The following is a 23,537-nucleotide window of genomic DNA, read 5'->3' on the forward strand; positions in this document are numbered from 1 at the left end:
TGAAGGAGGGTCAACATGAACGCATTAGTATTAATTCTTATTTCTATCGTGGCTTTTTCAATTGCCTATGTCACTTATGGTGCATGGCTCACCAAGCAGTGGGGTGTCGATGATTCCAGGGCAACTCCGGCCCATACCCGCCCTGACGGCGTTGACTATGTGCCGGCTTCCGCTCCTGTACTGTTGGGGCATCACTTTGCCTCCATCGCAGGTGCCGGCCCCATCACAGGTCCCATCGCCGCAGCTGTTTTCGGTTGGGTACCGGTGCTGCTGTGGATCATTGTAGGAAGTATCTTCTTCGGCGGCGTGCAAGACTACAGTTCTCTGTTTGCCTCCATCCGTCACGAAGGCAAATCCATCGGTGAGGTAATTCACCTGAACATGGGAACAAAAGGAAAACGTTTGTTCTCCATCTTTGCCTGGTTGACATTGCTGTTGGTGGTGGCTGCATTCACCAATATTGTGGCCAATACCTTTGTCAGTGTACCGGCAGCGGCCTCCGCTTCCATGATGTTCATTGTGCTGGCCATCGTTTTTGGTTTTGCCGTTTATCGAAAGGGTGTCTCCCTGAAAATTGGTACAGTAATCGGTGTTGCGATGCTGATCGCCTGTATTGCCCTTGGAAACATGTTCCCATTGGTCCTTTCCCGTAATGTATGGATCGGATTCCTGCTGGTGTATATTTTCATTGCTTCCACCACCCCTGTGTGGATTCTGCTTCAACCCCGTGATTACCTGAACTCATTCCTGCTGTACGCTATGATCGGTGGTGCTGTATTGGGTCTTATTATCACCCGGCCCACCATGCAATTAACCCCATATGCCGGATTTGTGGTGAACGGCCAGTTTCTGTTCCCCATCCTGTTTATCACCATCGCCTGCGGCGCCATCTCCGGGTTTCACTCCCTGGTAGGCTCCGGAACATCTGCCAAGCAGCTGGACAAAGAAAGTGATGCAAAGATCGTAGGATATGGCGGTATGCTCATTGAAGGTGTACTGGCAACCATCGCCATCATCACCGCTGCATATATCACAGGCGACAAACTGGCAGAACTGCTGGCTGCCGGCGGCCCCACCAACGTATTTTCAGACGGAATCGGGGTCTTCATGACCAGCTTCGGCATTCCATTTGAAATTGGCAAATCTTTCGTAGCGCTGGCTGTATCAGCTTTTGCACTCACCAGCTTAGATACTGGAACCCGTCTTGGTCGATTTATCCTTCAGGAGTTCTTTGAGCCTGAAGATGTGAATGCACCGAAACCAATTATGACCAACATGTATGTTGCAACCGGAATCACAGTGGTACTGGGTGGTCTGTTGGCAACCACCAGCTGGCAGCAAATCTGGCCTGTGTTCGGTTCTGCCAACCAGTTATTGGCAGCCCTTGCACTGATGGCTGTTGCGGTTTGGCTGAAGAAGTCTGGTAAAAACAATAAAATGTTCACCATTCCCATTATCTTCATGTTTTCAGCCACGCTCATCGCACTGATATTGCTGGCCCGCACCAACCTGGCATCTGGCAACTTGATTCTGGTTCTTTTCCCGGTTGTGCTTTTTGTTCTGGCCATTGTTCTGCTGATTCAGGGCTTCGGGATTCTGTTCAAAGCAGAAAGCAAGTAACAGTTGCTTTATCGGCAAATCGTTTCAAAGTACATCATTTCAATGCTGGGGGAAGCCATTGGCTTCTCCCTTTTCATATTGATGCTGCACCATGCACAGGGTGGTTTCATCATAAAAGAAGCTGAGCCGGCACCATAAGCACAGATAAGCAGGGCAAAGGGCTTTGTTGTCAAGGATGCACCAATATGGTACAATGAATCCAATATTTCGAAGTGTTATCAGAATAGGAGCGAATGTGTGTGGGTAGACTTTTTGGAACAGACGGGGTAAGGGGCATTGCCAATCAGGATTTGACAGCAACACTGGCATTTCAGCTGGCGCAGGCCAGTGCGGTGGTGCTGCGTCAGGATCATCCTTCACAGGTGGTGCTCATTGGTAAAGACACCCGCCAATCCTGTGATATGCTGGAAGCAGCACTCAGTGCCGGTTTTCTATCCATGGGTTTATCAGTGATTCGACTGGGTGTGATTCCCACACCTGGAGTCGCCTGGCTGACACGGTCAACCGATGCCGTCTGCGGTGTCATGATCTCAGCATCCCATAACCCGGCAGAATATAATGGTATTAAGTTTTTCAGCCATGATGGATATAAGCTGCCAGATGAAACAGAAGATGCCATTGAAGCGCTGATACAGGAAGGACAATGGAAGTTCACTGAGCCCCAGACAGTTGGTGTATGGCAGGAAGACAGGCAGTTGCCAGCCCGCTATGAGGCGCATTTAAAGCAAACTATTGAAGGTGACCTGAAAGGCCTTACCATGGTACTGGATACAGCCAACGGAGCAGCCAGCTATCTGGCACCGGCGATATTCCAATCACTGGGGGCAACCGTTCATGTGATTCACCATGAGCCGGACGGCCAGAACATTAACCGGAACTGTGGCTCAACTCACACCCATGATTTGCAGCAAAAGGTGGTTGAAACCGGCAGTCAGCTGGGTTTTGCCTTTGATGGTGACGCCGACCGCCTGATTGCTGTTGATGAAACAGGTTGCCAGGTGGACGGCGACCGCATCATGGCCATGCTGGCCCTGAAAATGAAAGAAGCCGACAAGCTTCCTGAGAACACACTGGTGTCAACCGTCATGAGCAATCTGGGACTGGAACTGGCTATGAAAGATGCAGGATGCAGGCTGATGCGCACCAAAGTGGGTGACCGATATGTGCTGGAAGAGATGAAAAAAAACCAGTATACCCTGGGGGGGGAACAGTCGGGGCACATCATCATGGCAGAGCATGCCACCACCGGCGATGGTATTCTGACGGCTTTACAGCTGGCAGCACTGGTTAAGGAGAAGCAGGAAAAGCTTTCACAGCTAGCCAGCGTCATGACATCCTATCCCCAGGTACTGGTCAATGCCCGGGTGCACCAGCATTTGAAAGAAGCCTATCTGAAAGACCCTGAGATAGTTCGTGAGATTAAATACCTGGAAGACCGCATGGCTGGTCAGGGGCGGGTGTTGATACGTCCTTCAGGCACAGAGGCGCTGGTACGCGTAATGCTGGAGGGTGCCGATCAGCAGCAGCTCAACACCATGGCTACCAGTCTGGCCGGCCTCATTGAGCAGCGATTGGGATCATAGAGACATTAACATTAAAGCAGCATTATCAAAAGGATATGATCCAACGGCTGTGAAACTTTTATGGACAGGCAGCGTCATTAATTAAGGGATGATCTGAAACGGACCTTTATTTTTCTGATCATCCTTCTTAACAAACCACTGAGAGGAGGAATGCCACTGGAAGAGAATACAACTGAATAGTCATACAAGCGCCTGAACTCATAAAATGAGTTGACGAGGAACAGGGAGAATCGAAAATTCGGCGGATGCCCTGCGGTGACTTCACCACCGAGAAAGAGCCCACAAAACTGGCAAGTGATTGGCAGTACAAAAGGCTTAGGTGAAAGACCTGTGACATGAATCAGAGGTCCTATTGGTGTGCCTATTTTTTAGACGACAGCAACTTCGTCGGCATCAACAAAGACTTATCAGCATTAACCTAATAGAACCGGCAACGGTACCATGATGACGCAAGCTTTATACCAGCGGGTGTGACCAGTGGACAATCACAGTAAAATCACAAAAGCGCAGGCTTAATCAAAAATAGAAGACCGAGAGGAGAGATCCGCTTATGTGCGGTATCGTTGGATATATTGGACAGCAACAAACAGTTCCCATTTTAATGGAGGGGCTTCAAAAACTGGAGTACCGGGGGTATGACTCTGCTGGTGTGGCCATTTACAGCGGCAATGATATTCTGGTTAAAAAATTTAAAGGGCGGTTGTCAGTTCTGGCAGATCATCTGGCTGAGAATCCGCTGCCAGGTATGGTGGGTATCGGACATACCCGTTGGGCCACCCATGGTGAACCCAACGATATCAATGCCCATCCCCATACCAGCCACCACGGTAAAATTGCTGTGGTTCACAATGGAATCGTTGAAAACTACCTGAAGCTGAAAGACTGGCTCACCACGAAGGGCACCGTTTTTCACACCGAAACCGACACCGAAATCATCGCCCACCTCATCGAATACTATTATGAAGGGGATCTGGTGCAGGCTGTGCAAAAGGCCATTCACCGCATGGAAGGGGCTTATGCCATCGGCGTCATCTGCAAAGACCAGCCAGATACACTCATTGGCTACCGTAAAGATAACCCACTGGTGGTGGGCATTGGCCAGGGAGAAAACTTCATTGCCTCCGACATCCCTGCCCTTCTGAAATATACCCGGGATGTCTATTTCCTGGAGGATGGCGAAATGGCTGTGTTAACAGAGGGAAATATCCAGATTCTCAATGAGCTGGGAGAAACCATGACTCGGGAGCCTTTCCATGTTACCTGGGATATCGAAGCAGCTGAAAAAGGCGGCTATCAGCACTTTATGCTCAAAGAAATGCACGAGCAGCCAAAAGCCGTAAAAGATACGCTGTCTCCACGGGTAGATGATGAAAATCGGATTTTGTTGGATGAACTTCGTCTCACCGGTGAAGAACTGAACCACTTCAATAAAATCACCATTGTCGCCTGCGGCACTGCCATGCATGCCGGCCTGGTGGGCAAGCATGCCATCGAAACCTTTGCCCGTATTCCTGTGGAGGTGGAAATTGCCTCTGAGTTCCGGTACCGGGATCCCTTTGTTGACGAACGAACCCTTCTCATTGCGGTCAGCCAGTCAGGAGAAACTGCCGACACCCTGGCAGCCCTGAGGGAAGCCAAAGCAAGAGGCGCTCATGTACTGACCATTACCAACGTGGTGGGCAGTCGCATTTCCCGTGAAGCCCACGACGTTTTCTATACCTGGGCAGGGCCCGAAATTGCTGTTGCCAGCACCAAGGCTTACATCACCCAGGTGGTGGCGCTCTACCTCATTGGCCTGTATCTGGCAGAACTAAAAGGCACCATGACCCGTCAGCAGGTGGCCGAAAAAGTAGCTGAGCTGAAAACCCTGCCAGAAAAAATCCAGCAGATTCTGGACCAGCAGAAAACCATTCAGGAGCTGGCCAACAAACAGTTCAATCAGCAAAGCGTCTTCTTTATTGGCCGGGGCATTGATGATCATACCGCCAAAGAAGGTTCTTTGAAGCTCAAGGAAATTTCCTATATTCATTCAGAAGCCATTGCCGCCGGGGAACTGAAACACGGTACCATCGCTTTATTGGAGGAGGGTACTCTGGTGGTGGCGCTGGCAACCCAGGAACAACTCTACGACAAAATGCTTTCCAACATGAAAGAAGTGAAAGCAAGAGGTGCCTATGTGGTGGCCGTCACCGAAGAGCCCCGGGCAGCAGAGGTGGCACTTTCTGCCGATGTGGTGCTTACTATTCCCGATACCCACAATGAGTTTACACCAGCTCTGGCAGTAGTTCCGTTACAGCTCTTTGCCTACTATACTGCCGTGGCCCGTGGAGCAGATGTGGATAAGCCCAAAAATCTGGCCAAATCCGTGACAGTGGAATAGACAAAATCATATCACAACAACCCCCGAAAGAGTCTTTGCAGACCTCTTCGGGGGTTGTTATTTTGAGCAGACAGTTCATATGAATGGGCATTTTTCAGCATCATTTCTGAACGATGCCCGGCAGCACTCTCAAGATCGTGAAACATTAAACAAATCTTTAACTTGAGAAGTAGTTGCATGTGATAGAATTTACATGAAAGTACATGAATATTAATCACGCTATTTCACATCAGGTAAAATGATGATAAATTCAGAGCCTTCACCGACTGTGCTCTTTACTTCGATGGTTCCCTGATGCATTTGAATGATCTTTTGAGCAATGGTCAGACCGAGACCGGTTGATTTTTTGGCTGTGGTGGAAGAAGTGTGTGAATAGTACCGGTTAAAAATATGGGGCAATGCTTCAGGGGTAATGCCTGATCCCGTGTCACATATTTTCAGATGCAACGTACCGTTGTCTCGCTGAAAGAGTGAGATGGTGACGCGGCCACCTTCGTCAGTATGCTGCAGTGCATTACTCACGATATTTTCGATGGCCTGTTGAAGACGGAACTGATCACCATAACAGCGTGTTTTTTCGGGAAGACTTTCAACTGAAAGGGCAATTTGCCTTTGTTTTGCAGGGCCGGCGTGGTTTTCCAACACACGCTGCAGTAACAATGACAGATCAAAAAAAATCATATTAAAGGGAACCTGATCTTCCTCTAATCGGGCAACAAGGAACAGTTCTTCAGCCATCTTTTGAATATAATCGATGCGTTCATTGATTTGCCGAAGGTATTGCTCAGTTTTAGGCGAAGGGTCTGCCAGATCAGCCTGGAGCATGTCAACGTATCCAATCAAGGCAAACAGAGGGCTGCGGAGATTGTGGGCCACTTCAGAAAGAAACACCTTCTTGGCATCCTGAAGATTGACAATTTGATTGTATGATTTCGTCAGATCGGCGGTTTTCTCGTCAACGATTCGTTTCAGGTTTTGGTTGGTTTTCTCCAATTGGATGGCCAGTGAGTCGGCTTTGCTGAACTTTCGTGCAAAAATGCCGTTGATGGCAATGGAAAAACAAACAATGTAGATGATGTAGGCATATCTTCTGGGTTGCAGCTCGATATCCACCATTCCGTGGGGAATCAGACCCTCCTGAATACCGAAAAAAAACAATCGACTGACAATGAGGATACAAAGACCCAAAAACAGGATGGGAGCTTCCGGGCGATTGCGCCTATAGCTGTGTAAAATCATCCAGCCTTGAACAAGAATCAAAAACCAATTGAGAACGGAAGCATAGTTTTGCAGTATCACAGGGATGTTGCCAACAAAAAAGAAAACACTGAGAGACACTGCATAGAGGGCGTAAAAGAACCATTGAGTTTTAGGCGGCAGTGCATCAGGGATCAGCTGGCGGGTGAGTTCGAAATTGAGAATACTGGGGTGCATTAACAGCGTGAAAAAGATATACATGAAGACGCCCTGGGGGATCAGCTGGTGGAAAACAGGATACTGCAGCACCGTTAACGAACCCCAAAAGGCCAGTAATGAAGACAGGGGCAGCAACAGCAGGTAGTGTTCACTTCTTTTAAGGGCGTATAGAACAAATGAATTCAAGATGATCATGGCATAGATACCCAGAGCAAAAGATTCGAGAACAATCCATCGATCGTGGACAAATCGGATTTGATCTTTCGTACCCAGCAACAAACTGAAATAACTGCCCCGCAGGTCAGAAGGTGAATATACCTGCAAAACAAAGGAATACCCTGGGGTGTTTCCCGCATAGTCTTCCAGCGAAAAAGCATCGTGGGTCTTCAAACGATTGCTGCCATCTTCAGATAATACCGGCTGATGATTAATCCACAAATGAAAATTGTAGGTGGAAGAGATGATGAAATGAAGCGACTCCGGGTCATCCACCTGCATGTAAAAGGCGTACGTATTCCCGGCCATGCTAGAGTTATAGCGCATATCACCGGTAACGGTGTAATCCAAAGCAGCCAGTTCATCTGGTGTGTAAAGGCCGTCATACATCAGCCACTCACCGGCCAATTGATGGGTTCCTTTTGCAAATTGGCCGAAATCCACGTGAAGCTTGCCTGCAGTGGCTTTCAGCAGAGAAGAATGTTGATTGATGCGTATGATTGATATAAGAAGCAACAGGCTGAAGGCCAGAGTCAATAGAAGTGATACCCGCCTCTTTAATTTCATGTCGTGTCCTCCTGAGAAAGCAAATAAAGAATAAAACTGATTCAATTATACCTAAGATAGGAGGGAGAAGCCATCTATAAGATTCTGATTGTGGAAGATGACCTGGAAATCTGTGACATTCTAAACTTTTATCTGACTCAAAAAGGCAATTATTTGGTTGAAAAAGTGCACACTGCGAAAGATGCACTGGAGAAAACCAGAACGGAAAGCTTCGACATCATTTTGCTGGATATTATGCTGCCAGACACAGATGGTATTTCACTCTGTGCGCAGCTGCGGCGCCATGTCTACTGCCCCATCATTTTTATCAGCTGTCGGGATGATGATGAATCCATTATGGAAGCCTTGAATATGGGAGGAGACAGCTACCTGACAAAGCCTTTTCGAAGCCCGGTCCTGCTGGCTCACATTGAAGCCAATCTGCGCCGCATGCAACAGCCCCACGCACAGGAAATGAGTTGCATCACCATCGGAGAATTAACGCTGGATTTTGCAGATCATACGGTGTTGAAGAAAGATGAGAAGATCTATCTGTCACCAACGGAATATGAGCTGTTAAAACACATGATGATGAATAAAGGCAACGCGCTCAATGCTGAAGAGCTGTATCAGCATATTTGGTATAAACCCAGCAATGGAGACGTGAGAACCGTGTTTGTGCATATCAGAAATCTGCGAAAAAAGATTGAAACAGATCCGTCAAAGCCGGAGTACATTATCACAGTTCGAAAAACGGGATACATGTTTGCCAACAGGTAGTGGTTATCATCATGCACCAAAAAAATTGTCATGCAAAGGGGGGGTGTTAATACCATCAATGAATGCCGCTTTCTTTCAGGCTTGTTAAATGCTGAATGGGTTAAGGAATGCCTGGCAGATACCATGGCAAAGGTGTTCCGGAGAGGCTGACCGACTTAATGAAAGGCCAGAGAGAAGAAGGTGAAGTCTTGGGAGTGAAATATCATCAACCAGGTTTTCGCCGGACAAAATGAATTAAGGAGGCAACATAATGAAAAAAACGATTGCGATTTTACTATGCGTGCTGATGATGGCAACACTGTTTGTTGGATGCACCGCAGAACAACCTGCTGCACCTGCAGAGGAAGCGCCTTCAGAAGAGGTTGCTGAAGTGATCAACGGCACTTTTGAGGGCACTGCGGCAGGAATGCAGGGGCCCATCACCGTTGAAATCACTGTGGAAGACAGCCGAATTACAGACATTGAGTATCTGGAAAACTCTGAAACCATCACTGTTGTGAGTGTTGCCAACGAACGGATACCGGCACAAATCATCGAACATCAGAGTCTATCCGTTGATGTCGTCACAGGCGCCACATTGACAAGCTATGGTATTATCAGTGCTGTCACAGAAGCTGCAAAAACAGCCGGGTTGGATATCGACGTACTGAGACAGAATCGGGTGGCGGCTACTCCGGGAGCTCCAGAAACCTGGGAAACTGATGTACTGGTGATCGGCGGCGGCGGTGCCGGCTTGTCGGCAGCCATTAATGCGGCTCAACAGGGCGCAGAGGTCATTCTGATTGAAAAAGGATCGGTACTGGGGGGAAACACCTTAATGGCCGGTGCGGCTTATAATGCAGTTGACCCTGAAGCACAGGAGAATCTGATGATATTATCAAGAGCCCAAAAAGATGCTTTGGATGGCTACCTTGCCCTGAATCCCACTGATCCAAAGTTGAAATTTGATGTGTATCCTGAATGGGAAGCTGTTTTAACCGAACTTAAAGGTGAAATTAACGCATTTTATTCAAGGAATGCCGGTAAAGCAGCTGGTGTTGATATGCCCGGATTCGACTCGGTGGCGTTACATATGTGGAATATGTACACAGGCGGTCTGCGTGAGTTGACTGATGGCAGATGGATTGCTCCCAATGTGGTGCTGGCCAGACAGCTTGCTGCCAACGCCCTCGATGCCTTCGTATGGATGGGAGAAGCGGGACTGGAGGCTTCTTACGGCCTTGATGCCCAGTATGGAACAACTGTAGGAACAGGTACAGTGCTGGGAGCCATGTGGCCGAGAACCCATACCTTTATGTCAGGCGCCCAACGAATTCCTCAACTTGAAAAGGTGGCCATAGATAACGGGGTTACTGTATTCACCGAAACCAGCGGCATCGAGCTTTTGACAGATGCATCCGGCAGGGTGATCGGTGCCAAAGCGGAAAACGTGGTTGACGGAACCCAGATCACCATTAATACATCGAAGGGTGTTGTATTGGCCACCGGCGGATATTGTGCCAACCCGGTAATGGTGAAGGAGTACGATAAGTACTGGGGAGAAGATCTTTCAGACAGAACATTGTCCACCAATATGGGAACCAACAGAGGCGATGGCATCGTCATGGCACAGACAATCGGTGCTGATGTAACGGGCATGGAAATCGCCCAGATGATGCCTTCTTCCTCACCTGTTAAAGGCACCATGACAGACGGAATATGGGCCGATGCAGCCGAACAGATCTGGATTGACAGCAGCGGAAAACGATTTGTGGATGAATATGCAGAACGGGATGTGCTGGCGAAAGCATCGCTGGCATTGGAAAACGGGATTTTCTATATCATCTATGCCGGCAGAGGAAATGTGGGAAATCCTGATGAACTTTTGCAGGGAACCGACTACAATGAACGGGTTGCCGGTATGGTTGAAGGCGGACACATCTGGTATGGCAAGACTCTGGCCGAACTGGCTGAAGCCACCAAAACGCCTGCAGCAGGGGTTGCACCCGCATTTACAGAAGAACAGCTGCGGGCAACCATTGAGCAGTACAATAGTTATGTCGCTGCTCAGCATGACGATGATTTTGATAAGGCGGTCATCGCCGGGGCCATTGACCTTGATTATGTTGATGCCAACGACGATGTGGGTATTACCATTTCTCCAAGAAAAGCTTCATTGCATCATACCATGGGTGGGGTGGTCATTGACACCGACACACGTGTGTTGAATGGAAATGGAGAGGTGATTCCCGGGCTGTGGGCAGCAGGAGAAGTCACCGGTGGTATTCATGGCGGGAACCGACTGGGAGGCAACGCCATTACCGATATCTTTGTATTTGGACGCATTGCCGGATTAAATGCAGCAGCCGGAAACTAAGTCTGAGCATTGCCAGCTTTAAACATTTGAACTTAATTGTAAAATCAGGGAACGTTCTTCAAGGAGCGTTCCCTGAAAAATATAACCTCTGGCGGAACGGGAAGGAGAAACGTATCCACAGAGGTTTTAGTTGATGACAGAAAAGAGTTGACAAATGCCACTCAGCAATCTAAAATAGCAGCATGCAATTGAATTGTTCAAAACTGGAAACAGCGTTTTGACAGTGACAAGCTTGTCATGGAACTGAAAGGTGCTACTGAAATCCGAAAAAAGCTTAATCCATTGATGAATCTTGACGTTGTCGAGAATAAGAACAAGTGACATATGGGTGGATAGGTATAATAGAAAGAAAGTGGGGGGTGAAAAAATATGAACCATGATTTTCTGAAACTGGATAAGCAGTTGTGTTTCCCCCTCTATGCCTGCTCCAGGCAAGTTATCCGGCTGTACAAGCCGGTGCTGGATCCCCTGGGATTAACGTATACCCAGTACATTACACTCATGGCACTCTGGGAAACCGATCATATCAGTGTCAAGCAGCTGGGAGAACGTCTTTTTCTTGATTCAGGCACGCTGACACCTTTACTGAAAAAGATGGAAAATCAGGGATTGGTGCGTCGGGAACGCAGCCAGGAAGATGAACGGGTGGTGGTCATTCACCTTACAAAAGAGGGAAAGAGCATGAAAGAAAAGGCAGCAGAAGTGCCTCAGCAGATTGTTTCTTGTGTTAATCTTAACCAGGAGGATGCCATTCAGTTGCACCGTATGCTGCATCTCCTATTGAAAGACTTAAAATCAGATGCCTGCGTGCTGGAAACATGAGTGTTGTTGGTTTTTAAACAGTGTCATGATAAACTGATCATGATAGCAATCATACGAACTGGAGTGATGATCAATGCGAAAGACAGCCTGGCTGGCAGTATTGGGGCTGATTGCCTTTCTATACACAGCTTCTTCCATACCGGGGCTGCGGGTCCTGCCGGTGCTCCGCCATTTGAATCAGCTGGCGGCGGGGATGGACATGACTTTTGGACGCCTGGCAGCCTGGCTGGCAGCACGAATTCCATTGAACTTCGGTGAACTGGGGCATCTTGATACTGTGACACAGGACTTCTTGTCTTATGTACGGGAAAACCCGGTAGTCATTGAGTTTTTTCTGCGGAAACTGGCCCATGTGGGTGTCTTCTTCCTCATTACTCTGGCATTGTTTTTCCTGTTGTACCAATATATTTCCAGTGCCACGCTTTCATTGATTCTTTCCTTCGTTGGTGGATTTGTGCTGGCGGTACTGGATGAATATCGCCAGTCATTTGTTCCCGACCGGGTGGCCAGTCCTGTGGATGTAATGATTGACATGGTGGGTGTCAGTATAGCGGTGTTGTTGATTATTTTTTCACTGATCATTACCAGCGGTGAGCGACAGCGCTTTTTCAGGCATGGTGGTCTGAAGAAGAAACAAAAGAAGAACTGCTGTCCTGAGCGATTGTCACCTGCAGGCAGGCGACTTTCTGGAAAATGGAAGAAGATCTGATGATGGCGAATCATGGTGATTGCCACAAGCAAGAAGGGACCTTCGGCGAATGCCGAAAGGTCCCTTCTTGCTAAATTGAGTTGAGTTCATTTGAGCTGCGTCAGTATATGAACAGTTGAGAGAAATGTGGCAGCAGTAAAAATTTACTTAGCAGCAGATTTCCCTGCAATGCGTCCAAAGACCATCAGGTCGGCCAGTGCATTGCCACCCAGTCGGTTACCGCCATGAATGCCGCCGGTCACTTCCCCGGCTGCAAACAATCCGGGAATGGGGCTGCCGCTTTCATCAAGCACTTCTGCCTGGGGTGAAATATGAATACCGCCCATGGTATGATGAACAGCAGGGCCTACTTCGATCAGGTAGTAGCCGGCTGTTTCAAGGGTGCGTGGCATATCATCACGACCAAAGGCTTCGTCATTTCCGGCCGCAACGGCAGCATTATAAGCTTCCACTGTGGCGGTTAAAACAGCCGCGTCCATGTCCATCAGTTCAGCCATTTCTTCAAGACTTCCGGCTTCTGTGACAAAACCTTGGCGAATATAGCCTTCGATGGCACTGAGACTTTCACGAATGCCTTCGTCAAAGAAAAGGAAACCGGTGGCACCTTCCTGGGCCAGCATGGCTTCAGAAACCACATCACGGGTACCGATCTCATTTGTAAAACGTTCACCGTTTCGGTTGATGAGAATCGCGCCATTGCCCCTTACTGCTTCAGTGATCATGTAGCCTTTTTCAGGCACTACAGTGGGGTGAGTCTGAATTTGCTCCATGTCGATCAGAGCAGCACCTGCAGCCTGGGCCATCAGAATGGCGACACCATCTGCACCGGGGTGGTTGGTGGATCCGAAGCCAGTGAGAGAGGCGTCGTAGTCGGCAAACATGTCGCTGTTGGCACCAAATCCTCCGGTGGCAACGATCACGGCTTTAGCAGAAATCTGGTAGGTGTCGCCTTTGTTATCTTCCACTAAAATACCGGTGACGGCATTGCCTTCTTTTAGAATTTCAACAGCTTTTGTGTTGATCTTGATCTCGATGCCGCGATCTTCCACTGAAGTTCGCAGTACTTCCACCAAATGAGCGCCAACGGGTGCCCCGCCGGTGGGCCGGTGAGATCGGTTATTTGAAGAACCACCTAAGCGTCCAACATCTGATAAGTCGGCGCCCAGCCCGATGAGCCACTCCACTGCGGGACCGGCCTCATCAGCCAGAATGCGCACCAGGGAAGGATCATTCAGCTCATAGCCGCCCTTCATGGTGTCTTCATAATGAACATCGGCATCATCTTCAATGCCTGCAGCTTCCTGAGAAGAAGTACCGGCTGCGTTTAAGCCGCCAGTGGCTCGCAGTGTGTTGCCGCCGATAATGGGCATTTGCTCCACCACGATGACTTCTTTGCCGGCGTCATGAGCTTCGATGGCAGCCGCCAGCCCAGCGCCGCCAGCGCCAATGATGACCACATCAGTGGTCAGATCTGCAGAATCTGCTTCGGTTTCAGTTTCTGCTGGTGCTTCCACCTCGGCTGGCGCCTCTGGCGCTGCAGGTTGCGAACCACCGCATCCTGACAGGAGTGTCATCATCAGCAGAATGGCCATTAAAAATGATAAGCCTTTTGTGTGTTTCTTCAACATGAATAAATCCTCCTTTAAATAGGTTTTTTCTTTGGCAATAACAGCATATTGCTTCCTTAGTATGACAGAGCTGAAAGACATTGTTAAGGTTTTATCAATATTGTTTCTTTTGTTCATATTGTTCACGACTGAAGCGTCGGGATTGATTTAGGTAGACAGTTATTTGTGCAGACTGTAGTAAGATGGCCGATGGCCGGAAATATAATAAACTGATATAATGAACTGGTTAAAAGTTCGGGCAAGATTTCTGGCAGGAAATTCTGACATCAACATATCACACTGACAGGCATCGCCGCTTGCAAAAAGGAGACAACCATGCTTGATAATCTGATTTTCAGCATTAATACCGCATTGCCGATTTTTCTGGTGATGCTGATGGGATGGGGATTAAAAAGAAAGAAAATACTCAATGACACTTTCATTCAAACAGCCAATACCCTGGTATTTTATGTGGCACTCCCCATCAAGCTGTTTCAGGATGTGGCAGGAACCACCTTTACAGAGGCATTTGATACAGGGCTGGTGTTGTTTTTGGTACTGGCTACTATCATCAGTATTCCCTGTATCTGGCTCATTGGACGATTTTTTATTCGTGAGCCGCAAAAACTGGGAGCGTTTGTTCATGGCGGTTTTCGAGGAAACTTTCTTTACATCGGATTCTCACTGCTGGAAAACATCACTGGCAGTATAGGGCCTAAAGCACCCATTGCCATAGCCTTTATTATCCCGCTGTATAATGCCCTGGCAGTGATGATTCTTGCATTGGCCAATGCTGGCGCTGGCCAGGATAAAGGCAACCGACGTCATCAGGTACGCCATCTGGTGGCGAGTATTCTGCGAAATCCGCTGATCATTGCCATTGGTGCGGGTTTTGTGGCCTCGGCCCTTTCGTTGCCGTTGCCACTGGTTGCCACCCGCACCATGAACTACTTCAATGCCCTGACAAGCCCACTGGCCCTGATCGCCATCGGAGCTTCCTTTCAGATGGGTGCTGCGCTTAAAAATTTACAGCCGGCATTGGTGGCCAGTGGGGTTAAACTGGTGCTGCTGCCACTGGTGACAGTATCTCTAGCGGTGATGCTGGGATACACGGGGAGTGATGTGATTCTGGTATATATTCTCTTTGGAGTTCCCACGGCCACCACCTCGTACATCATGACTGCGGCAATGGGCGGAGATAAAGAACTGGCCTCCAGCATTATCATGATGACAACAGCCCTCTCGGTACTCACCATGACTGCCTTTGTTTTTGCCTTCAGGTCATTTGGCATTATTTAAATAAAAACCCCTTTATCATACTTTCATCACATTTGAGATGTAAAATGAATGCATCCCAACGAATAGTTCTAATAGATGAATGAAGGAGGAAACAGCGATGAAAAAAAGATGGCTGATGGTGATGACTCTCTTATTGGTGGCAGCCCTGGGTGCCATGGTCTATGCAGAAACAGTGGAAGCCCCCCAGTGGTTTTTCGACATGATTGAATGGCGGCAAGACCGTATTGAAGAAGCCCTAAACGAAGGACTCATTACCGAAGAACAGGCAGCGTGGCAGATGGAACGTCTGGAGGCGATGGAAGCGTATCATTTGGAGAATGGATTTCATCGGTTTGGCGGGAGCGCTTGTCAGGGAGGCGGTCGCATGAGATCTGGCGGTTTCCAAAATGGCGCTGGTAAAATGGGTGGCTGGTTCCGAGGAGAACAGCCTTCGATACAAACGCAGTAAAATGATGTGAATCACAGACACTAAAAAAGCAGCAGTCATTGCGATTGCTGCTTTTTTAGTGTCTGTGATTCACATAACCGATAGCGCGAAAGAGAATACAGTGACGACAATGGACAGATGGTTGTTCTTTCTGATATTCTTAGATGAATAGCAGAAGTTCCCGTCATGAAGAGTTTTAATAAAAGAGAGCAGGAGGCTGCCATGAAAGCAAGTTTCTTGAATTATCACCAACTGTTCCATCATTCTCCCATGGGGATCATCGCCTGTGCCTTACGTGAATCACTTGACAGTACCGATGAACTGAGTGTGTGGAATGAAGGTGTCATTGATTATAATGAAGCATTCGTCCGGTTAACCGGATGGCAGCAATCTTTTGATCAGACCAACATCGGCATTTTTGTTGATTCGCTGGGAGAAGAACAGGTCTGGGTTTATTTATTGCAAGGTGCCTGGAAGCGTTGGGAAGAGGTGGAGACAGAAGGGTGGTTTCCACTGACACAGCGTTGGTGCCGCGTTGTCGTGAAACCTCAAAATGACCCTCAGCAACATCTGTTAATCTACCTGATGGATGAAACAGATCGAAAAAACCGTGAGAATGCTGTCATACAGGCGCATCCCGATTTGCTTTTTGTTTTTGATATTCATGGGAATTATCTGGAATCTTACACTCAGGATGAAAACAAGCTGTTGGTACCCTTGCGGCAGCTCATTGGAAAAAATCTCATCAGCACATTTCCCAGAGATATTGCTGAAGGCGCCATTGGTGCCTTCCATGAAGCAGTGGAGGAGCAGCGGCTGGTGGTATATGACTATACCTTGCATGTGAAAGAACATCCGGAGCATTTTGAAGCCAGGATTGTTCCTCTCGAAGGCGACAGAGTACTGACCATTATCAGGGATGTGACAGAGAACCGAAACATCAAAAAGCAACTGGAATTTCAGGCGGCTATTCTTGATCAGGTGGCAGACCATGTGACTGTCAGTGACGAAGTGGGAGTCATTCATTATGTGAATGATGTTCAGTGCCGCACCTATGGATTGTCCAAGGAAGACTTTATTGGCAAATCCACCGCGATTTTCTATCAACAGGAAGGGTTGGAGCTGGATCGTGATGATCAGCAAAACCGCCAGTTTATTATGAAGGAAACCTTTAAAAAGGGGTTTTGGGAAGGTGAAGTGGTGAATCAACGGGAGGGGGAAGAACAAGCTGTTTTCTACTGCCGGAACAAGGTGGTGGTTCTTCCTGGAGACGAGGAACGCTACAGCATTTCAACCCTGACCAATATTACAGAACGCAAAAAAATGGAGGATGACCTGCGTGTGGCGAAAGAAAATGCAGAAACCGCCAACAGTGCCAAGACCATTTTTCTTGCCAACATGAGCCATGAAATCAGAACACCCATGAATGGGATGATCGGCTTTATTCAGCTGTTGCAAATGACTGATCTGGACGAAGAGCAGACAGAATATATAACATATATTCATGAAGCGGCGCAAACGCTTCTTCATGTGATCAGTGATGTGCTGGATATTTCCAAAATCGAGTCAGATAAAATGAGCCTTCGTAAAAGCACGTTTCACTTAATGAAAGCAGTGGACAGGATCGCAGGCCTGTACCGGCATCAGGCGGAGGTAAAAGGGTTGATGCTCTCAGTGGCGGCAGACGCGCATTTGCCTGATTGGGTTATTGGTGATCAAGACAAATTGATTCAGATACTTGGAAATCTGTTGAATAACGCAATTAAGTTCACAGAAGAAGGGCATGTGGCAGTGAGGGTTTATCTTGTCAAGACATTTGCCGCCATGCATCAGATCATCTTTGAAATTGAGGACAGCGGTATTGGCATTGAGGAAGACCAGTATCCCCAAATATTTAATCCCTTTATGCAGGTTGATATGACGGTATCCAAAAGATATGGGGGAACAGGCCTTGGCTTATCCATTGTAAAACGCCTGGCAGAACTGATGGGCGGCACAGTTCGGGTCAGCAGGCGAGACCCACAGGGAACCGTTTTTACCCTGACGCTGCCCTTTGAAGTGGTTGCATTAACGGAACCAGAAGAATCATTACTGAAAGATGAAGATGATACTGACTGGCGCTGATCACCATTAAGTTGATCACTATTAAAAGGAAAACTGACACCTAAACCTGAAATCACGGGCAAATCATTCCATTAAGAGTGGTTGCCTGCGGTTTCAGGTTTATTATTTTTGATCGAAAGCAGCTTGTGATACAAGGCGGTGGACGAGTGGTGCATCGAAATTTGCTCCATTTGCTCCGGTGATCAGTTTCCTGCTTTCTGTAAAGTTTTGCGGGGCAATTGAACAATAATGACAAAATCAGAATTTCCTTCTGAAACATTTGACAAGAAGGACAACATACTATAAAATTCATAATTAGAATAAACTGAAAATATGAAATATATCAATAAGTAGTAAGATTCGATATGTTCCACCAATCACATTGATTCATTTGCAGGGAAGCCATCCCGGTATACCGGTGAATGGGGTGGCATACCATAAATCAACACAAGGAGGTGAAATTAAGACATTAATTGGGAGATGAGCTTTCGAAAACCGACTATTAAGAATGATCAGACCGTTGTCAAGCTATTTTAGAATCTTACGAACACCTGCATTTCTGGAAAAAGTGCCATCTCCTGCAAAGTCGGCAATCAAGTACGAGAACAATAAAGGAGGAAAGTTGATGGATGCATTTCTGGACAAGTTAGTCGGTTGGTTATGGGGTCCTGCCATGCTGGTGCTGGTGCTGGGTCTCGGGGCATACTTCACCATTCGAAGCGGATTCTGGCAGTTCAGGTACTTTGGTCATTCCTTTAAGTATGTCTGGGGCAACCTGACCCGTAAACGCGGTGAAGGCAGCGGGATTCTCACATCTTTCGAAGCTTTTTGCGTGGCGACATCCGGTGCCATTGGCGTCGGTAACATCGGCGGCGTGGCCAGTGCCATCGCCATTGGCGGCGTGGGAGCTGTTTTCTGGATGTGGGTTACCGGTCTTGTCGGACTGATGACTAAAATGGTGGAAGTTGCTTTAGCAGTCCACTATCGGCAGGAGTTTGAAAATGGAGACACCTATGGTGGTCCCACCTACTACCTGGATAAAGGCTGGCATGGCCAGTTGGGACTTCCCTTCTGGAAGCCCCTGGCAGCGATCTTTGGCGTGGGAATCCTTTCTTCCTGGGTACTGACGATGCAGACTTTTACCGTATCTGAGTCCATTTCCACCACTTTCGGCGTCAGCCACAGCATGGCGGCCGCCGGCGTTGGTATTTTCATGTATGCGGTTATCCTGGGGGGGATTTCCCGTATCGGACGCTTCTCCTCCTATGTGGTGCCTTTTATGGCCGCGTTTTACATTATAGGTGGTCTGTTCATTATCATTACCAACATCGGACAGCTTCCTGCAGCGGTTAGTCTAATATTTGCCCACGCCTTCCAGCCTATGGCAGCCGTAGGCGGCTTTGCAGGCGCCACCTTCATGATGGCCATTCGCATGGGGGTTGCCCGGGGTGTTTACAGTAATGAAGCTGGATGGGGTTCTGCACCAATGGCCCATGCCACATCAAAAGTTGACCATCCCATCAAGCAGGGTATGTGGGGGATTTTTGAAGTATTTCTGGATACCATTGTGGTGTGCACCATCACAGCACTGGTTATTGTCATGACCGGTGCTTATGATACAGGGCTGGCCGGTGCCAGTCTTACACTGAACGCTTTTGAAGAAGGCATTGGTTACTGGGGGGTAGTACTGGTCACCATCGGGGTTGTGCTCTTTGGCTTCACCACCCTGACAGGCTGGTACGCCTACTATGAAACCATCCTGCTTCATGGGTTTGGAAGAGAGTCTGCCTTTGCCAAGTTTGTGCTGGGTGTTTTGAAGTATGGTTATCCTGTTCCTGGCGTGGCGCTGGTTTTCTACGCCAACTGGGTGGGAATGCCCACAGGTACAGTATGGCTCTTTGCCGATATAACCGTGGCCATTCCGGTGTACGTCAACCTGATTGCGCTGATTCCTCTTTGCCCCAAATTCTTTGAGCTGCTGCGGCACTATAATGCCACCGTGCTGGGCAAAGAACCTGTCACTGATCAGATTCAAAGCACGAATCTGTTCTGGGCACCAGGCCAGCCATTCAAGTCTTATTAAGACAGGGTAAGTGATACCCGTTTAAGGGATCACACCCTGACGGAATGCATCAAGAACATGAAAAGCATAAATTCCGGATTGCCGGGGTTTATGCTTTTTTTTATAAAAGGGAATCTGATGTCTGAAAAACGACAATATGATATGATGAAATCATTAGTTCATCTCAAAAGCCCTCATACACAAGAACAGGAGGAATGCAGATGATTGACCGTCTCATTGTTCACGCCACACTGCTCACCATGACAGATGAAAAAGGAGGCTTGCTGCCGGATGGTGCAGTTGCCATCGAGGGTAATCGTATTCTGGCAGTGGGTACCACCCAGGAGCTGATGGAACGTTACAGTGCCCGGGTGGTGCACGACGTTGCCGGAAAAGCGGTGATGCCCGGGCTGGTGGATGCCCACATTCATACCAGCATGGCTCTTTACCGGGGTGTGGCACAGGATACCCACCACTGGCTGCAAAAGGGAGTGGGACCGTTTTTTAGTGAAATAAATGAAGCAGAGGCAGTGGCCGGCTCCATGCTGAATATCGTGGAGGGACTGAAGGCCGGCACCACCACTTTTTCTGATTTTGACAATCCCATGCCATTGATTGCGGAAAACTACCGAATTACCGGTGCACGGGGGAGGCTGACGGCAACAGTAAACCAGCTGCCGCCGGGTCTTCATCGTTTGAAGGTAAATGAGGTGTATCCCCTGGATGAATCCGCCGGCCGTCAGAAACTGGAAGAAACCCTTCAGATGCTGGAAAAATGGCACGGCAAGGCGGACGGGCGCATCACCGTCATGCTGGGCCCCCAGGGACCAGACATGGTCACAGAATCACTGCTGATGGAAATAAAATCCCTGGCACGCACCTATAAAACCCGCATTCACATGCATGTGGCCCAGGGAGACAGGGAGATCAACCAAATGGAGCGTCGTTATGGGCAAAGAACCATTCCCTGGCTGGACAGTATGGGATACCTGGATGAACAGCTGGTGGCCGTCCATTTGACAGAAGCCACCGATGAAGAAGCCGCCCTGCTGGCCAAAAGAGGGGCTGCCATGATCCACTGTCCCGGCAGTATTGGCATCATCGACGGCATGGTGCCCCCGGTGATGGCCTTTCTTGAAGCCGGAGGCATTGCCGGGCTTGGTTCCGACAATGCACCGGGGAACAACTGTAACAATATGTTCAATGAAATGAAGGCAGCCGCCGTCTTTAATAAAATCAAAGCCAAAGACCCCACCGTCATGCCGGCAGAAAAAGTATTGCGCATGGCTACCATCGAAGGAGCCAGTGCCATTGGCCTGGCAGATGAAATCGGATCACTTGAACCCGGCAAAAAAGCAGATCTCATTGTGATCAATACCAGAGAACCGGGGCTTACCCCTGTGATCATGGCCCCAGTGTCCAATCTGGTCCCCAACCTGGTCTATGCAGCCCGGGGTCATGAAGTGGAAATGGTTATCATTGACGGGCAGCTGGTGATGGAAAACCGGAAGCTGCTGACGGTGGATGAAGGCCAGGTGGTGGCACGGGCCCAGCAGCTGGCGGAACAGCTGGCAGCACGAGTCGCCAACGGTCATCAAACTGACAGCAGGGGGTGAAATCATTGAAATCGTTGGAATCATTGAAATGGACAGAAACAATGAAGGCGGAGATCAGCGAACTTGAACAGGAACTCATTCACCTTCGCCGAGACTTTCACCAGCATCCGGAACTGGGGTTTGAGGAGCATCGCACAGCAGGTATTGTGGAAAAGTATCTGAAAGACTGCGGCATTGTCACCCGCCGGGTGGCTGAAACGGGAGTGGTGGGCACCCTCACCGGTACTCAGCCGGAGCCGGTGCTGATGCTGCGGGCAGATATGGATGCCTTGCCCATTCAGGAAACGGCCGAAGTGTCCTTTCGATCGGTTGTTGATGGGAAAATGCATGCCTGTGGGCATGACGGTCACACGGCCATGCTGCTGGTGGCGGCTAAAATACTGGCCCGGCACCGGGAAAAGCTGGCGGGAACCATCAAATTTGTCTTTCAGCCCAATGAGGAAGATGCCGGGGCAGAGATTCTCATTGAACAGGGAGTCATGGAAAACCCACGGGTCAATGCTGCCATGGGACTCCACCTCTGGTCACCGCTGCCCACCGGCACGGTGGGCATTATTCCCGGACCCCTCATGGCTTCCAGCTACTACTTTTGGATCATCATTGAAGGCAAGGGTGGCCATGGCGGAGCGCCTCACCTGTCAAAAGACCCCATTTATGCCGCCAACCAGTTAATGAACGCCGTTCAGGCTATTCAGACACGGGAAAGAAATGTGCTGGAACCCACCCTCATCACTTTTTGCCAGATCAATGCCGGTACTTCTCCCATTATTATTCCCGATGAAGTCACTTTATCCGGGTCTATTCGTTGCCTCCATGGGGATGATAAACAGGTGCGGGAGCGGTTTGAACAATTGGTACAACAAGTATGCGCGTTGTATGGCACCCGGGGAAAAGTAACTTTTAAATGCGGCAATGAGCTGCTGGAAAACGACAGTGCCATGGCTGCGCTGGTGGAACAGGCGGCCATGGCTGCAGCGGGAGAACCCATGGTGATAAGGCATGATCTGGCAGTCATGCTGGGAGAAGACTTTGCTTCCTTTGCCCGCCGGGTACCCAGCGCTTTCTATTTCGTCGGAATCGCCGATGCAGCACAACAGACAGACCTTCCCCACCATCACCCATCCTTTAAGCTGGATGAACGCGTGCTCCCTCTGGGGGTGGAAATGCACGTACGCAGTGCTGTTGCTTACTTCCACCAGGAAACCGAAAAAGCAGGTGATTAAAAAACCCTTTCTCCCCCCCGAGCCCACCAAAGATACTTTATGAAAAAGGTGGATAATGCTTGATTAAAGGGAAGTGGGTGTGGTATAATAACAACAGAAACAAAGTTGTAATCATTACAACTTAAACCATACCCATCAACCCATTGATCTTAAAAGGAGGAAACACAAGATGACAGAAATCAATATTGGCTTGGAAGCAAAAGGCAGAGAAGCAGTGACAAAAGAGATGAACACCTATTTGGCCAACCTGCATGTTCTTTACACAAAACTTCACAATTACCACTGGAACGTTGAAGGCAAACAGTTCTTCGCCCTTCATGCCAAACTGGAAGAGCTATATGACGGGGTTGCTGAAGAGATTGATGCAGTGGCCGAGCGCATTCTCATGCTGGGACACCGTCCGGCAGCTTCCATGAAAGAGTATCTGGAACTGGCAACACTGAAAGAGGCCTCCAGTGTGAAAATTGACGGTGAGACATTGGTAAAAGAAGTGATGGCAGATTTTACGGCAGTGATCAAAGACCTGCGGGCCGGTATCAAAGTTGCTGAAGAAGCTGACGATCAGGTTTCTGTTGATATGATGGTGAGTGCTTTGGCCCAGTATGAAAAAGCTGTTTGGATGTTCCGAGCCTGGTTGGCATAAAAAAGACAGCCATTGATGCACCATTCATATGAACCCATGAATCATTTCAATCCTGTGCCTCAAGGCACGGGATTTTATTTTTTGCCCTTCTTTTTACCTTTCCAGAACAATTCCATCTTTACAGTGACA

General features: G+C 48.6%; 16 protein-coding genes. 14 read left to right on the forward strand and 2 right to left on the reverse strand.

Annotation, left to right across the window (positions count from 1 at the left end; translation table 11 throughout):
* Nucleotides 1-15: 15 nt before the first annotated feature.
* From AAIG11_RS05560 to glmS, 3 genes are all read left to right on the forward strand, one after another.
* Nucleotides 16-1,620: a carbon starvation CstA family protein gene (locus AAIG11_RS05560; RefSeq protein ID WP_343185244.1), complete on the forward strand. Its 1,605-nt coding sequence runs from the start codon at nt 16-18 to the stop codon at nt 1,618-1,620.
* A 239-nt stretch (nt 1,621-1,859) separates the two neighbouring features.
* Entirely contained in the window at nt 1,860-3,203 is a 1,344-nt protein-coding gene (glmM, locus tag AAIG11_RS05565) for a phosphoglucosamine mutase (protein ID WP_343185245.1), read from the forward strand.
* Nucleotides 3,204-3,753: 550 nt separating this feature from the next.
* Nucleotides 3,754-5,583 (forward strand): glutamine--fructose-6-phosphate transaminase (isomerizing), encoded by a 1,830-nt coding sequence (gene glmS, locus AAIG11_RS05570; protein ID WP_343185246.1) that lies wholly within the window; start codon nt 3,754-3,756, stop codon nt 5,581-5,583.
* A 219-nt stretch (nt 5,584-5,802) separates the two neighbouring features.
* On the opposite strand, the gene AAIG11_RS05575 is transcribed toward glmS, so the two are convergent.
* A complete protein-coding gene (locus AAIG11_RS05575; protein WP_343185247.1) occupies nt 5,803-7,782 on the reverse strand; it encodes a sensor histidine kinase in 1,980 nt (659 codons plus the stop codon).
* Nucleotides 7,783-7,872: 90 nt separating this feature from the next.
* On the opposite strand from AAIG11_RS05575, the gene AAIG11_RS05580 reads away from it, so the two are divergent.
* From AAIG11_RS05580 to AAIG11_RS05595, 4 genes are all read left to right on the forward strand, one after another.
* Nucleotides 7,873-8,541: a response regulator transcription factor gene (locus AAIG11_RS05580; RefSeq protein ID WP_343185248.1), complete on the forward strand. Its 669-nt coding sequence runs from the start codon at nt 7,873-7,875 to the stop codon at nt 8,539-8,541.
* A 250-nt stretch (nt 8,542-8,791) separates the two neighbouring features.
* Nucleotides 8,792-10,897 (forward strand): FAD-dependent oxidoreductase, encoded by a 2,106-nt coding sequence (locus AAIG11_RS05585; RefSeq protein WP_343185249.1) that lies wholly within the window; start codon nt 8,792-8,794, stop codon nt 10,895-10,897.
* A 369-nt stretch (nt 10,898-11,266) separates the two neighbouring features.
* Complete coding sequence (locus AAIG11_RS05590) at nt 11,267-11,719, forward strand: MarR family winged helix-turn-helix transcriptional regulator (RefSeq protein ID WP_343185250.1); 453 nt, start codon at nt 11,267-11,269, stop codon at nt 11,717-11,719.
* A gap of 73 nt (nt 11,720-11,792) precedes the next feature.
* Nucleotides 11,793-12,428: a VanZ family protein gene (locus tag AAIG11_RS05595; RefSeq protein ID WP_343185251.1), complete on the forward strand. Its 636-nt coding sequence runs from the start codon at nt 11,793-11,795 to the stop codon at nt 12,426-12,428.
* Between the two features lie 143 nt (nt 12,429-12,571).
* On the opposite strand, the gene AAIG11_RS05600 is transcribed toward AAIG11_RS05595, so the two are convergent.
* Nucleotides 12,572-14,056: a flavocytochrome c gene (locus AAIG11_RS05600; protein ID WP_343185252.1), complete on the reverse strand. Its 1,485-nt coding sequence runs from the start codon at nt 14,054-14,056 to the stop codon at nt 12,572-12,574.
* Nucleotides 14,057-14,371: 315 nt separating this feature from the next.
* Between AAIG11_RS05600 and AAIG11_RS05605 the strand changes: the two genes are divergently transcribed.
* The 7 genes from AAIG11_RS05605 (at nt 14,372) to AAIG11_RS05635 (ending at nt 23,408) form a co-directional block, all read left to right on the forward strand.
* On the forward strand, nt 14,372-15,334 hold the full coding sequence (locus tag AAIG11_RS05605; RefSeq protein ID WP_343185253.1) for an AEC family transporter: 963 nt from the start codon (nt 14,372-14,374) through the stop codon (nt 15,332-15,334).
* Nucleotides 15,335-15,431: 97 nt separating this feature from the next.
* Nucleotides 15,432-15,782 (forward strand): hypothetical protein, encoded by a 351-nt coding sequence (locus AAIG11_RS05610; RefSeq protein WP_343185254.1) that lies wholly within the window; start codon nt 15,432-15,434, stop codon nt 15,780-15,782.
* A gap of 201 nt (nt 15,783-15,983) precedes the next feature.
* Nucleotides 15,984-17,885: a PAS domain-containing sensor histidine kinase gene (locus tag AAIG11_RS05615; RefSeq protein WP_343185255.1), complete on the forward strand. Its 1,902-nt coding sequence runs from the start codon at nt 15,984-15,986 to the stop codon at nt 17,883-17,885.
* 604 nt (nt 17,886-18,489) lie between these two features.
* Nucleotides 18,490-19,947 carry an alanine/glycine:cation symporter family protein gene (locus AAIG11_RS05620; protein ID WP_343185256.1) on the forward strand — a complete coding sequence of 486 codons (1,458 nt, stop codon included), beginning with the start codon at nt 18,490-18,492 and terminating at the stop codon, nt 19,945-19,947.
* A gap of 200 nt (nt 19,948-20,147) precedes the next feature.
* Nucleotides 20,148-21,542: an amidohydrolase family protein gene (locus AAIG11_RS05625; protein ID WP_343185257.1), complete on the forward strand. Its 1,395-nt coding sequence runs from the start codon at nt 20,148-20,150 to the stop codon at nt 21,540-21,542.
* A gap of 5 nt (nt 21,543-21,547) precedes the next feature.
* On the forward strand, nt 21,548-22,765 hold the full coding sequence (locus tag AAIG11_RS05630; protein WP_343185258.1) for a M20 metallopeptidase family protein: 1,218 nt from the start codon (nt 21,548-21,550) through the stop codon (nt 22,763-22,765).
* A gap of 169 nt (nt 22,766-22,934) precedes the next feature.
* Nucleotides 22,935-23,408, forward strand: coding sequence for a Dps family protein (locus tag AAIG11_RS05635; protein ID WP_343185259.1), 474 nt, complete (start codon nt 22,935-22,937; stop codon nt 23,406-23,408).
* Nucleotides 23,409-23,537 lie beyond the last annotated feature (129 nt).

Source organism: Anoxynatronum sibiricum (assembly GCF_039414295.1).
Lineage (GTDB): Bacteria > Bacillota > Clostridia > Peptostreptococcales > Tindalliaceae > Anoxynatronum > Anoxynatronum sibiricum.